This is a genomic window from Myxococcota bacterium, from assembly GCA_039030075.1.
In the GTDB taxonomy this organism is placed as follows: Bacteria; Myxococcota_A; UBA9160; order UBA9160; family SMWR01; genus JAHEJV01.
The window spans coordinates 31167-43209 of sequence record JBCCEW010000014.1; the positions used below are offsets into that span (position 1 = coordinate 31167).

The following is a 12043-nucleotide window of genomic DNA, read 5'->3' on the forward strand; positions in this document are numbered from 1 at the left end:
TACCGTCCGCGCGTGATGTCGCGGGCCCGCACGGACGCCCTCCCCGCACGCACCTGGCTTGCCTGGGGCGGCTGGGCGCTGTGGACGGCGGTCGCCCTCGTACTCGGTGGCGACCGGTTCGACGCGGGCTCGACGTCCCGCCTCCTCGTTGGCTTTGTCGAGTGGTGGTTCCCCGAAGCCGGCGCGGCCGAGATCGCTCGCTACGCCGGCATCGTCCGCAAGCTCGCCCACCCGGGCGTCTACGGCGTCCACGCCGCACTCGGCTTCTGGGCCCTCTTCGCGAGCCGCGTCCCGTCGGCGGGGCGCGCCGCATTGTGGGCGACCGGCGCGGCGCTCGGCGTCGCGATCCTCGACGAGACGCGTCAGGCGACCCTCGCGACTCGCACGGGCGCCGCGGGCGACGTGGTGCTCGACACGCTGGGCGCGGCGGCGGTGAGCTTCGCGCTCTGGCGCTGGCAGCGCGGCCACGGATACGCGCAAGAAAGGACGAGCCATGGCTGACGGACGGGACCGACGCGGCGGCCTCGAGGCTATCGAGCGCATCGGGAATGCACTCCCCGATCCGGTCACCCTCTTTGCCGTAGGCGCACTGCTCGTCGCGCTGGGCGCCGAGTGGGCCGTCGCCAGCGACTGGGCGGTCACAAAGAACCTTACGCGCGACGTCACGGCACCACTCTTGACCGCCGACGGGTCTCCGGTCGTGGGTGCCGACGGCGAGGCCGTGCTGCAGGTCGTGCGAGACGCCGACGGTCGCCCCCAGCGAGAGGCGGTCGAGGTCGAGGTCCGCGCGCGCCGCCTGCTCGACGCCGAGGGCCTCTACTGGATCCTGGGCCACCTGGTCTCGAACTTCACCGCGTTTCCCCCACTCGGGATCGTGCTCGTCGGCATGCTCGGCATCGGCCTCGCCGAACGCACCGGCTTCATCGGCGCCGCGCTGAAGGCCACCCTGATCGCCGTTCCCCGCGGCCTGCTGACGCCCGCCGTGTTCCTGGTCGGCGTCTTGTCGTCGCTGGGCCTCGACGCGGGCTACGTCGTGCTGCCGCCGGTCGCCGCCGCGCTGTTCCAGGCGGCGGGTCGGTCTCCCCTGGTCGGTATCGCGGCGGTGTTCGCCGGAGTCGCGGCGGGCTTCAGCGCGAACCTCGTCGTCACCAGCCTCGACCCGCTGCTCGCCGAGTTCAGCACGGTCAGCGCCGGCCTCCTCGACCCGACCTACGAAGTCGGCGCCCGCGCGAACCTGTGGTTCATCCGGGCGTCGACCTTCCTGCTCACCGGCGTCGGCTGGGCGGTAACCGCCTTCTGGGTGGAGCCGCGCTTCGTCGACAAGCCCGCCGCCGAGGGCGGGCCCACTCCTCCGGAAGAGGCCGACCCGAACGCGGCCACCCTGATCCCCGACGAGACCCGCGGCCTGTGGATCGCGGGTGGCGTCACGCTGTTGGTGTTGATCGTGTTCGCCCTGGCGACCTGGATCCCGGGCGCCCCGCTCCATGGCATGGACGGCAAGTTCCCGCGCTGGGTGCGGGTGATCGTGCCCCTGCTCTTCCTGGGTTTCCTGATTCCCGGGCTCGTCTATGGGTTCGTCACCGGGCGCCTCTCGAACGATCGGGACGTCGCCACCGCCTTCGGCGAGATCATGGCGAGCATGGGGCCCTACATCGTGCTGGCCTTCTTTGCCGCCCAGTTCATCGCCTGGTTCGGCCACACGAACCTCGGCGAGATGCTCGCGATCACGGGCGGAAGAGCCCTCGCATCCGCCGGTCTGCCCGCGCCGCTGCTGATGGTCGGGTTCATCGGCGTCGTCGCGATCGGCAACCTGTTCATCGGCTCGATGTCAGCGAAGTACGCGTTCTTCGCCCCGGTCTTCGTTCCCATGTTCATGGCGGCGGGCATCAGCCCCGAGCTGACCCAGGCCGCGTATCGCGTGGGCGACTCGGTCAGCAACGTGGTGACACCGCTCAACCCCTACGTCGTGATCATCCTGACCTTCCTGCGGCGCTACGTCCCGAGCGCTGGGATCGGCACGCTGGTCGCCCTGATGATCCCCTATGCCCTCGCGTTCGGCCTCGTATGGAGCGTCCTGCTCGCGGTGTGGGTCGCGCTCGGAATCCCGCTCGGTCCCGAGGGCCCTCTCGACTACGTCGCGCCGTGACCGCCCCGCGCAACCCACGCGTGATAGCTTGGCGCGGCGTCACGCCCTCGCGCCGACGTAAGGAGCCCATTGCATGAACGCCGCCTGGTTGGCCCTGGCCACCGTCGCCGCCTTCGCCCTCGGCTATCGCTTCTACTCCCGGTTCCTCTCCGAACGCGTGTTCGGCTTGCGCGGCGACGAGCCGGTCCCGGCGATCGAGCACGAGGACGGCGTCGACTTCGTGCCGACCCGCAAGGACGTGCTCTGGGGCCACCACTTCACCTCGATCGCCGGCGCGGCCCCGATCGTGGGTCCGGCCATCGCCGTGATCTGGGGATGGCTGCCCGCGCTGGTCTGGGTGGTGGTGGGAACGATCTTCATGGGCGCCGTGCACGACTTCTCGGCCCTCGTGATCAGCCTCCGCCACCAGGGGAAATCGATCGGCGAGGTCGCGGGGAGCGTGATCGGCCCCCGCACCCGAACCCTCTTCCTGCTGATCATCTCGGTCCTGATCTGGATCGTGCTCGCGGTGTTCGCCTTCATCATCGGCACCCTGTTCCACGGCAACCCGGGCTCGATCTTCCCGATCTGGGTGCAGATCGTCGCCGCCCTGGCGCTCGGCTGGGGCGTCTATCGCGGCGGGTTCTCGCTCTTCGGGCCATCGCTGGTGGCCTACCTCGCCCTGCTCACGGCGATCTTCTACGGCAATGCCTTCGCCGAGGCCTTCCCGGTGCTGGGTGAGATCTCGGTGGGAACCTGGGTGTGGATCCTGCTGATCTACTCCTTCATCGCCTCCGTGCTGCCCGTTTGGCTGCTCCTCCAACCGCGCGACTACCTGAACGCGCACCAGTTGATCACCGGGCTGTCGCTGCTCGTGCTCGGCTTGATCGTGCTGCGGCCCGAAGTCCAGGCACCGGTCATCAATCCGAACCCGGAAGGCGCGCCGCCGATGATCCCCTTCCTGTTCATCACCATTGCGTGCGGCGCCATCTCGGGCTTTCACGGCCTGGTGTCTTCGGGCACGACCTCGAAGCAGGTCGGCTGCATGACCGACGCACGACCGATCGGCTACGGCGGCATGCTCGGCGAGGGGTTGCTCGGCATGCTCGCCGTGCTCGCCGCCACGGCCGGATTCGCGAGCGGGGCCGAGTGGCATGGTCACTACGCGAGCTGGGGCGCGGCGAACGGGCTCTCGGCGAAGCTGGACGCGTTCGTGAGCGGCGGCGCGACCTTCGTGGCGAGTCTCGGCATCGCCCACGAGACGGCGAAGACCTTCATCGCGGTGATGGTGATCGCCTTCGCCGCGACCTCCCTCGACACCGGCGCCCGGATCCAGCGCCTGATCATCGCCGAGCTCGCAGAAACCCACGGCGTGCCAGCCCTCACGAACCGCTACGTCGCGGGAGCCGTCGGGATTGCCGCGGCGCTCGCGCTGGCGGTCACCCAGGCCGGCGGCCAGGGCGGCCTGATCCTGTGGCCGCTCTTCGGCACGACCAACCAGCTCGTCGCCGGGGTGACGCTCCTGATCGTGTCCGTGTGGCTGCGCCAGCAGGGACGTCCGGTCGTGTACACCCTGGCGCCGATGATCTTCGTCGGCATCGCCACCGTGTTCTCGATGTTCGGAGAGGTGCGGGGCTACTTCGACGACTTCGGTGAGCGCGGCCTGCTCGCGGTCCTGGGCACCACGATCCTGCTGCTCGATCTCTGGGTGATCTTCGAAGGCATGCGCGTGCTCGCGAGCACGCGCGCGCGGGAAGCCTGAGCGATGGACGTCTCCCGACTCGAGGGACGCCACGTCGCCATCACCGGTGCCGGAAGTGGCATCGGTCGCGCCACCGCCCTCGCCTTCGCGCGCCGCGGCGGGTCGCTCGAGCTTTGCGATCTCTCACGCGATCGGCTCGAGGCCGTCGAACGAGACGCCCTGCGTCTCGGCGCCGGCGCGGTCCACACCGCCACAGTCGACGTGGCGAGCGCCGAGCAGATGGAGCGTTGGGCGGCGGACGTGCACGCCCGCGTCGGGGCGCTCGATGTGCTCGTCAACAACGCCGGCGTGGCGATTGGCGGTGGCTTTCTCGACACGTCCCTCGAAGACTGGGCGTGGATCCTGGGCATCAATACCCGGGGCGTCGTCCACGGCTGTCATTTCTTCCTGCCACCGATGGTGGCCGGCGGGCGCGGCGGACACGTCGTCAACGTCGCGTCGGCGGCGGGCCTCGCCGCGAGCGAAGTGCTCAGCGCCTACAGCACGACCAAATTCTCGGTGGTCGGCCTCTCCGAAGCGCTGCGCCTCGAACTCGAGCCCCATCGCATCGGCGTCACCTGTGTCTGCCCCGGCTTCGTCAACACGCCGATCACCCGCGCCACGCGTCTGGTCGGCCCCATCGACTCCAAAGACGCCCGAGCCGAGATCGTGCGCACCTACGAGAAGCGCAACTACGGCCCCGAGCGCGTGGCCGACGGCATCCTCCGCGCGATCGAAAAGGACAAGCCGCTCGCCGTGATCACCCCCGAGGCGTACGCGTTGTACTACTTGAAGCGCTTCGCCCCCGGGGTACTGCGCTGGGCCAGCCGTCGCCTTGGTGTCACGATGCGCGAGCGGCTGGGCCTGCCAGGCTGAGCGCCGAAACACCGGGGAGAGTTGCCCCGGATGCCCGATTCTTCTTGGGCCTGCCGATTTCGAGGCGTACACTTCGAGTGACGGTTGCGCTCTACGGCGCGAGGAGACCGAGGTTTCGTTCCGCCGCCGAAATCACCCGGCCATAGGAATGCAACCGTCTCTCGGCGACGGCGGAAACGAACGGGACAGCGGGTCCGTTCCGCCCAGGAGCGGACACGAGGGTCGCCCGGCCAACGGCCGCCCAGGCCGCGAACCGCAGGACGACGCTCGGCGCGTCCCAGGCGCGAGTGTGCTTTCCGGACCCGGGAGCATCCAACACTCGGACGGAGTTCGAGGCGCGTCTGCGAGCGCAACGGCGCGGTCGCAGAACGGCACATCACCCCGCCAAGACCCTCGGCGCTCTTGGCTCCAAGGCATACGCCGAGGACACTCCGTCCACCACCCAGGTTCGCCCCGTCGGAGGCCCGGAAAGCCCTCGCCGCCCCGGCCGGCTCAGGCTCGAGACGCCCAGTCCGCGTCCAGCGCCCAGGTCGCGACTCCCGTGTTCTCCAGTTCGGTTCCGGGCAGGAGCGCACGAACGACACCCAGGTGCGTCACGACGATCAGGTCGGTGTCGGGGAACCGGGCGGCGTAGCCCGCGAACGTGGCGCGCACCCGGCGGCGAATGTCCGCCCGCGACTCGGCCCCTCCCGCCGCGACCTCGGGTTCCTCCGCCTCGAAACGCGCGAGCCGATCCGCATCGCGCGCCTCGATCTCGGATCGGGTACGGCCCGACCAGTCTCCGACGTCGAGTTCGCGGAGGCCCGGATCCAGCTCGGGAGCCAGCCGCAGGCGGCGCCCGATCGCACCCGCCGTCTCGACGGCGCGGGCCAGGTCGCTCGCCAGCAGGCGCGCGGCGGGCATGCCGGCCAGGTCCTGGGCGACGGCCTTCGCCTGGCGCCGCCCGGTCTCGGAGAGCGGAGGGTTGGCCTGCCCCTGCCAGCGTCCCAGGGCGTTCCAGGTCGATTCGGCATGGCGTACCAGGAGCAGCCGGGTCGTCACGCGGGCAGCATAGCCTTCCGACCCCACCCCGGGTGGGGTACCCTCCCCTCGCGACTCGGCCCGTTGGATCGGCCACGCCACTCGGAGGTCCCGATGAAGCCCGAGCACAAGCGCAGCGCCTCGAACCGGCTCAAGACCGTGCAGGGCCACGTCGCGGCCGTGCTCCAGATGGTCGAGGAAGAGCGCTACTGCCCCGAGATCATGAAGCAGGTCTCGGCGCTGCAGGGGTCCCTCGAGCGCCTGAACCGCGTGCTGCTCCAGAACCATCTGGAGACCTGCGTTCCCCGAGCGATCGCCGAGAAGCGCGGCGAACAGATCGTCGCCGAGCTCCTGGAGACGCTCCGGTACACCGCTGCGGTGACCGGCCCCGCCCCCGGATCCTCTGACGCATGACCGCCCTCGCCGCCGAGCGCTACCGCGTCGAGGGGATGCGCTGCGCCGGCTGTGCGTCCCGCATCGAGGGGCTGCTGCGTGCCGTCCCCGGTGTCGACGCCGCCGAGGTGAGCTTCGCGGCCGGCTCCGCCCGCGTCGCCGGAGAGGCCGCGGACGAGGCGTTGGCCGCGGCGCTCGAGGACGCGGGCTACGCCCTGCACCCGGCGGACACGGCGCACCCCACCGACCTGCGAGCCGAAGCCGCGCGCGAAGGGCGACGCGCCGCGTGGTCGGCAGCGCTCACGCTCCCGCTCTTCGCGCTCGCGATGGCGGCTCCCGACACCCCGGCCAATCGCGCCGCCCAGCTGGCACTCGCGCTGCCCGTCGTCTTCGGCTGTGGCGCGGTGTTTCACCGCGGGGCCTGGCGGCGCGCCCGACACGCCACCGCCGACATGGACACGCTGATCTCTCTCGGGACCCTCGCAGCACTGCTCGCGTCGGCCCTCGCCTGGCAACGCGGCGCACCGCTCTTCTTCGAAACCGCCGCCATGATCGTGACCTTCGTCTGCTTCGGGCGCTGGCTGGAATTGCGTGCCCGGGCTCGCGCCTCGGATGCGGTGAGCGGCCTCGCGGCGCTCCTCCCCGACCGTGCGCGGGTCTGGCGCGATGGAGACGAAGTCGAGGTGGCGCTCGACGCTCTCCGCGTGGGCGACGTGCTGGTGCTCCGACCGGGCGACCGGGTTCCGGCCGACGCCTGCGTCCTCGAGGGTCGGGGCAGCTTCGACGAGAGTCAGTTCACGGGCGAGGCAATCCCCGTCACCCGCGACGAAGGCGACCCACTGCGCGCGGGCACGCGCAACGCGGATGGGTTCCTGCGCGCCCGGTTGGAGTCGCTGGGCGAAGACACCCGGCTCGCGGCGGTCGCAAGGCTCGTCGAGGACACCCAAGCCAGCCGCGCACCGATCCAAGCCTGGGTGGACCGGGTCGCCGCGATCTTCGTCCCGGGCGTACTCGCCGTCGCGGCGCTCACCTTCGCGGTCTGGGCGTGGCTCGGCGCGGAAGGTGCGGCTTTGTGGGGGCCCGCCATCGCGGTGCTGGTCGTCGCGTGCCCGTGCGCCTTGGGTCTCGCCACACCGACGGCGATCGCTGCAGGCAGTGGACGCGGCGCCGAGCTGGGCGTGCTGTTCCGAACGGCCGACGCCTTCGAGCGAGCCGGGCAGATCGACGCGATCGCCTTCGACAAGACCGGCACGCTCACCGAGGGTCGGCCCGAACTCCTCGGCATCTTCGGAACGCCGAAACCCGACGTACTCCTCGGCCAGGCCGCCGCCGTCGAAACCGGAAGCGAGCATCCATTGGGGCGCGCCCTCGTATCCGCCGCGCACGACCGCGGCCTCGCGCTCCCGACCGCGCGAAACTTCGAAGCGCGCGTCGGCGACGGTGCCGAGGCCGAGGTCGAGGACCGATCCATCCGCGTCGGGAGCCTCAGCTGGCTGGCCGCGAGCGGCGCTTCCCCGAACGCGGAGCAACAGGCCGCCGTAGACGCCGCGGATGCGGATGGCGACACCTGCATCGGTGTCGCCATCGACGGAGTGCTGGCCGGCGTGTTCGTGCTCCAGGACCCGTTGCGGTCTGGCGTTCGCGAGACGTTGGCGCGCCTGCGCGACGCGGGACACGCACTGGCGCTCTGGTCGGGCGATCGGGAGGCGCCGGTGCGTCGGGTGGCCGACGCGCTCGGAATCACTCGGATCGGCTGGCGATTGTCCCCAGACGACAAGGCGGAGGACGTCGCGCGCTGGCAGGCGGAAGGCCGTCGCGTCGCCTTCGTGGGAGATGGCATCAACGATGCCGCCGCCCTCGCACGCGCCGACCTCGGTCTGGCGATCGGTACCGGTACCGATCTCGCCCGCGACAGCGGCGATGCGGTGCTCGTCTCGGGGGACCCGAGCCGGGTGGCCGTCACCTTGGAGCTGGCAGCTCGCACCCGACGGACGATTCGCCAGAATCTCGTCTGGGCCTTCGGCTACAACCTCGCCGCGCTTCCGATCGCGGCAGCCGGTGGCTTGTCGCCGATGTTGGCCGCTGCCGCGATGGCGGCGTCGAGTGTCTGCGTCGTCAGCAACAGTCTGCGCCTGCGGCGCACCCGACTCGCCGGCGCGCTCCCGCTGGAATCAGTCGCCCGCTAGGCGCTGCGCTGACGCAGCCAGAGCGCTGCGGGCGCCGCCAACAACAACGCGGCGAGCAAGGGGCCCGCCGAGTGGGCCGCGAACAGGTGGAGCCCCTCCGCCCACGGGCACATGGCCAGGGCCGCGAGAGCACCGAGGCCCAGAGCCGCCGAGACGCCCAGCCAGCTCGAGAGGCCCAGATTCGGAGCGAAGCCGCGGGCCAGGAAGCCGAGCAGAACGCCAACCGGCAGGAGCGACAGCAGCACGGAACGCGCGAGACAGGCCCCGTCCGTCGCGGCCGACAGATGACGCGGGTGTCCCCAACCCACTGACGCCCCGATGCCGAGGGCGATCAGTGAGCCAAGCAAACACACGGCGGTCCCGAAGCGCGCCAGGCGCTCGCGCCCGGGAACCGCGCTCGCGAGCCCGAGCAAACCACCGATCCCGACGGCACCCAGGGCCACGAAGATCCCGCCGTAGGAGGGCATCTCCCACGCGTGATGACTCGGCCAGGCCGTCCCGCCTAGCCACATCGAGCCCACGATCCCGAGGGCCCACAACCCGAGCGCCGCGGCCCAGAGGGCGCGCAAGCGCGGCAGCAGCTTCACCGGCTCGAGGTCGCGCGCGAGATCGCGTACCAGCTGTTCGTTCGACTTCACGACTCGCCCTCGAGCCAGACCCGCAGCGCGCGGTACCCACGATGGGCGCGCACCTTCAGCGCAGATTGGGAGATGCCGACTCTCTGCGCGGCCTCAGCGACGGAGAGCCCCTGGACGTGCAGTAGCTCGACCGCCTGACGCTGGCCGGGCGCGAGCGACGCAAGCGCCCCCGACAGCTCGGGAGACAGATCGTCTTCGAAGAACGCGCGCTCCGGCGGTGCCGCCGGCTCGGCCACCCCGTCCTCCTCGAGGGAGGACTCGTGTCGCGAGCGCCGACCGCGGGCCCGCGAGGCGTCGATGATGGCGTTGCGCGCGATCGCGTGCAGCCAGGGGCCGAATGGCCGGTCGGAGTGGTAGGTGTGGCGGGCGCGGTGGACAGAGAACAGCACGTTCTGCACAACATCCTCGAGGGCGTCTCGGTCGGCGACGCGACGTCCGACGAACCCCCGCAAGTGGGCCAGTAATTCGGCGAGGAGCTTCTCGTAGCTCGCGGCATCCCCGCCCTGGGCAGCCGTCATCCAGACCCGCCAGCGCTTCTCCCGCGCCTCGAAATCCACGCTCGCCCGTTCTCCCCTTACGTTGCGGCGAGGAACCCGGTTACCCGTGTAACCGCGCTCCGGGCGCCAGCGTACAACACCACAGCCTCGGGAATTCCCTTGGCATCAAGCGTTGGATTCTGGAGCCACCGGTGCGATTCGCACGGGGTGCCGATACGAGGGCATCGACACCCGACCCGGACGCGGCCTGCGGCGCGAGTTCTCCCCTGCGACGCGGAATGCGGGCGGGTGTGCGACTCACGGGGCCCGGGTGGGCCCCACGCCGGTGGCTCCAGTTCTATCGCGCCCAGCCGGGGCCTAGCGCCCGAGCACGGCCCGTTCGATCGCGGGCTGGAGTGCGAGAAAGGCGCGACCCCGGTGGGAGATCGCGTTCTTGGCGGCCGCCGGGAGTTCGGCCATGACCTTCCCCTGCTCGGTCGAGAAGAAGACCGGGTCGTAGCCGAAGCCACCGTGGCCCTGGGGCTTCTCGAGGATCGTTCCGGGACACTCGCCCCAGGCGGTCTCGACCACGCCGTCGGGAGTCGCCAACGCTGCAACGCACACGAAGCGGGCCTCGCGCGCGGCGCCCTCGGCGTCTCCGAGTTCGGCGAGCAGATACGCGACCCGGCCAGCGTCATCGAGCCCGGCGCCGCCGTAGCGCGCCGAGAAAGGCCCCGGACCGCCGTCGAGGCCGGTGACTTCCAACCCGGAGTCGTCCGCCACGGCGGGCCGCCCCGCATCGCGGGCGACCGCCTTTGCCTTGGCGATCGCATTGGCCTCGTACTCGTCCCCTTCTTCTGGCAGGAGCACGTCGGGAAACGCCTCGAGGGAGCGGAGCGATACCGGAAGGCTGCCGAGAATGGCGCGGATCTCGATGAGCTTCCCCGCGTTGCCGGTGGCGACGACGACCTCCGGATAGCGCCCGCCGGCCTCGCTCACCGCTTGGCTCCGGCGACGGCCTCGGCTTGCAACTGGCCGAGGGCCCGGGTGCCGTCGAGAGCGAGCTTCGTCAGTCCCGCGAGCTCGTCGGGCGAGAACGTCCCATCCTCACCCGTCCCCTGCACTTCGACGAACTGCCCCGCGCCGGTGGCCACCACGTTCATGTCGACGGCCGCCCGCGAGTCTTCGACGTAGGGAAGATCCAGCAGGAGCTCGCCACCGAGGATCCCGACCGACACGGCCGCGACGGAATCGCGCACCGGATTGCGCTCGAGTTCACCGCGTGCGACCAGGCGCTCAGCGGCGATCGACAGCGCCACCGACGCGCCCGTGATCGAAGCGCAACGCGTACCGCCGTCCGCCTGCAGGACGTCGCAGTCGATCCAGAGGGTGCGCTCGCCCAGGGCTTCGAAGTCGAGAACGGCGCGCAGGCTGCGGCCGATCAGCCGTTGGATCTCCTGGGTGCGACCCGACTGCTTCCCTCGCGCCGCTTCGCGAGAGCCACGCGTGTCGGTCGAGCCCGGGAGCATCGAGTACTCGGCGGTACACCAACCGCGTCCCCGTCCTTGGAGGAAACGCGGCACGCCGTCCTCCTCGCAGACGGTGCAGAGCACCCAGGTTCGCCCCACCTGGCACAGCACCGACGCGAGGGGCTGCTCCGTGTAGTCCACTTCGAAGCGCACCGGACGCATCTCGTCCGGGCGACGACCGTCGCTCCTCACCCGCTCTCCTCTCCGCGCGAATGCCGCGCGAGATCCCTAGGGATGCTCGGGCGCCGCCGCGCCGAGCCCGCGGCGCGCATCGTAGCGCTGGCCGAAGGCCACCACCGCCTTCTCCAGCGCAGCGACGATCCTCTCGCGTCCCTTCGGGCCCGAGATCACGGCCTCGTCTCCCGGGTGGGTGACGAAACCGATCTCGACGAGGGCCGCCGGCATCTGCACCCCCGTGAGCACGACGAACAGCGCCTGTTTCACGCCGCGAGACTTGATCGGAAGCATCGCGAGTTCACCCTGCACGCTCTTCGCGAACACGCTCGACTCCTCGAGGTGCTCGGTGGAGATCATGTCGCCGAGCAGCGCAATGAACGGGTCCGAGAGCGCGGCGATGGCTTCGCTCTCCCCCTCTCCGAAGGACGCGTTCTCGCGTGCGGCGACGCCTGCCGCGTCCGAGTCACTGGCCTCCAGCGCGAGGAAGTAGGTCTCGCTGCCGTGGATCCGGCGGTCGCGTGCCGCGTTCGCGTGAATCGACACGAACAGGTCCCCGCGCGCGTCGTTCGCGATCGACGTGCGCGCCTCGAGAGGCACGAAGGTGTCGTCGTTGCGGGTGAGGACGACACGGAGGCCGCGCGCGCGCAGCCGCTTCGCCAATGCGAGCGTGACGTCGAGGGCGACGTTCTTTTCGAGGCGTCCGCTGGGCGCGACCGCGCCATCATCGGATCCGCCATGCCCCGCGTCGAGGATCACGGTGTCGAAGCGGTCGACCTCGCTCTCGGCGAGCGCCATCACGGCAACGCTCGCGCCCAGCAGGACGACGAGCGCGCCCCACGTTGCGCGTTCTCTCCACGATCCCCGCATCGATTCTCCCCGCCG

12 protein-coding genes are annotated in these 12043 nt (G+C 70.8%); 6 read left to right on the forward strand and 6 right to left on the reverse strand.

Going from position 1 to position 12043, the window contains the following annotated elements; all coding sequences use genetic code 11:
* The first annotated feature begins 15 nt into the window (after positions 1-15).
* From AAF430_15465 to AAF430_15480, 4 genes are all read left to right on the forward strand, one after another.
* Entirely contained in the window at positions 16-501 is a 486-nt protein-coding gene (locus AAF430_15465) for a VanZ family protein (protein MEM7411627.1), read from the forward strand.
* The gene (locus AAF430_15470) at positions 494-2146 is read left to right on the forward strand and encodes an AbgT family transporter (protein MEM7411628.1); all 1653 of its coding nucleotides are present in this window, start codon (positions 494-496) and stop codon (positions 2144-2146) included. Before AAF430_15465 ends, AAF430_15470 begins: the two co-directional genes overlap by 8 nt.
* Before the next feature lie 73 nt (positions 2147-2219).
* Complete coding sequence (locus AAF430_15475; protein ID MEM7411629.1) at positions 2220-3887, forward strand: carbon starvation protein A; 1668 nt, start codon at positions 2220-2222, stop codon at positions 3885-3887.
* A gap of 3 nt (positions 3888-3890) precedes the next feature.
* The gene (locus AAF430_15480) at positions 3891-4742 is read left to right on the forward strand and encodes an SDR family NAD(P)-dependent oxidoreductase (protein ID MEM7411630.1); all 852 of its coding nucleotides are present in this window, start codon (positions 3891-3893) and stop codon (positions 4740-4742) included.
* A 492-nt stretch (positions 4743-5234) separates the two neighbouring features.
* Here the strand turns inward: AAF430_15480 and AAF430_15485 are convergent, their stop codons facing one another.
* A complete protein-coding gene (locus AAF430_15485) occupies positions 5235-5783 on the reverse strand; it encodes a histidine phosphatase family protein (GenBank protein ID MEM7411631.1) in 549 nt (182 codons plus the stop codon).
* A gap of 93 nt (positions 5784-5876) precedes the next feature.
* Between AAF430_15485 and AAF430_15490 the strand changes: the two genes are divergently transcribed.
* Positions 5877-6176, forward strand: coding sequence for a metal-sensitive transcriptional regulator (locus tag AAF430_15490; protein ID MEM7411632.1), 300 nt, complete (start codon positions 5877-5879; stop codon positions 6174-6176).
* On the forward strand, positions 6173-8341 hold the full coding sequence (locus AAF430_15495) for a heavy metal translocating P-type ATPase (protein ID MEM7411633.1): 2169 nt from the start codon (positions 6173-6175) through the stop codon (positions 8339-8341). Before AAF430_15490 ends, AAF430_15495 begins: the two co-directional genes overlap by 4 nt.
* Here the strand turns inward: AAF430_15495 and AAF430_15500 are convergent.
* The 5 genes from AAF430_15500 to AAF430_15520 all read right to left on the reverse strand — a co-directional run bounded on the left by AAF430_15500 (position 8338) and on the right by AAF430_15520 (position 12028).
* A complete protein-coding gene (locus tag AAF430_15500; GenBank protein MEM7411634.1) occupies positions 8338-8979 on the reverse strand; it encodes a hypothetical protein in 642 nt (213 codons plus the stop codon). The two genes, AAF430_15495 and AAF430_15500, sit on opposite strands and share 4 nt — an antisense overlap.
* Positions 8976-9536, reverse strand: coding sequence for a sigma-70 family RNA polymerase sigma factor (locus AAF430_15505; protein ID MEM7411635.1), 561 nt, complete (start codon positions 9534-9536; stop codon positions 8976-8978). The genes AAF430_15500 and AAF430_15505 overlap by 4 nt, the downstream gene beginning before the upstream one ends.
* 297 nt (positions 9537-9833) lie before the next feature.
* On the reverse strand, positions 9834-10454 hold the full coding sequence (gene rdgB / locus AAF430_15510) for an RdgB/HAM1 family non-canonical purine NTP pyrophosphatase (GenBank protein ID MEM7411636.1): 621 nt from the start codon (positions 10452-10454) through the stop codon (positions 9834-9836).
* Positions 10451-11176, reverse strand: coding sequence for a ribonuclease PH (gene rph / locus AAF430_15515; protein ID MEM7411637.1), 726 nt, complete (start codon positions 11174-11176; stop codon positions 10451-10453). The genes rdgB and rph overlap by 4 nt, the downstream gene beginning before the upstream one ends.
* Before the next feature lie 36 nt (positions 11177-11212).
* Positions 11213-12028, reverse strand: a complete 816-nt coding sequence (locus tag AAF430_15520; protein ID MEM7411638.1) for an N-acetylmuramoyl-L-alanine amidase — start codon at positions 12026-12028, stop codon at positions 11213-11215.
* Positions 12029-12043 lie beyond the last annotated feature (15 nt).

What these genes read in the sequence shown, in the direction of transcription:
- AAF430_15465 (MEM7411627.1), top strand. Translation starts at nt 16, where the DNA reads ATGTCGCGGGCCCGCACGGACGCCCTCCCCGCACGCACCTGGCTTGCC.
- AAF430_15470 (MEM7411628.1), top strand. Translation starts at nt 494, where the DNA reads ATGGCTGACGGACGGGACCGACGCGGCGGCCTCGAGGCTATCGAGCGC.
- AAF430_15475 (MEM7411629.1), top strand. Translation starts at nt 2,220, where the DNA reads ATGAACGCCGCCTGGTTGGCCCTGGCCACCGTCGCCGCCTTCGCCCTC.
- AAF430_15480 (MEM7411630.1), top strand. Translation starts at nt 3,891, where the DNA reads ATGGACGTCTCCCGACTCGAGGGACGCCACGTCGCCATCACCGGTGCC.
- AAF430_15490 (MEM7411632.1), top strand. Translation starts at nt 5,877, where the DNA reads ATGAAGCCCGAGCACAAGCGCAGCGCCTCGAACCGGCTCAAGACCGTG.
- AAF430_15495 (MEM7411633.1), top strand. Translation starts at nt 6,173, where the DNA reads ATGACCGCCCTCGCCGCCGAGCGCTACCGCGTCGAGGGGATGCGCTGC.
- AAF430_15520 (MEM7411638.1), bottom strand. Translation starts at nt 12,028, where the DNA reads ATGCGGGGATCGTGGAGAGAACGCGCAACGTGGGGCGCGCTCGTCGTC.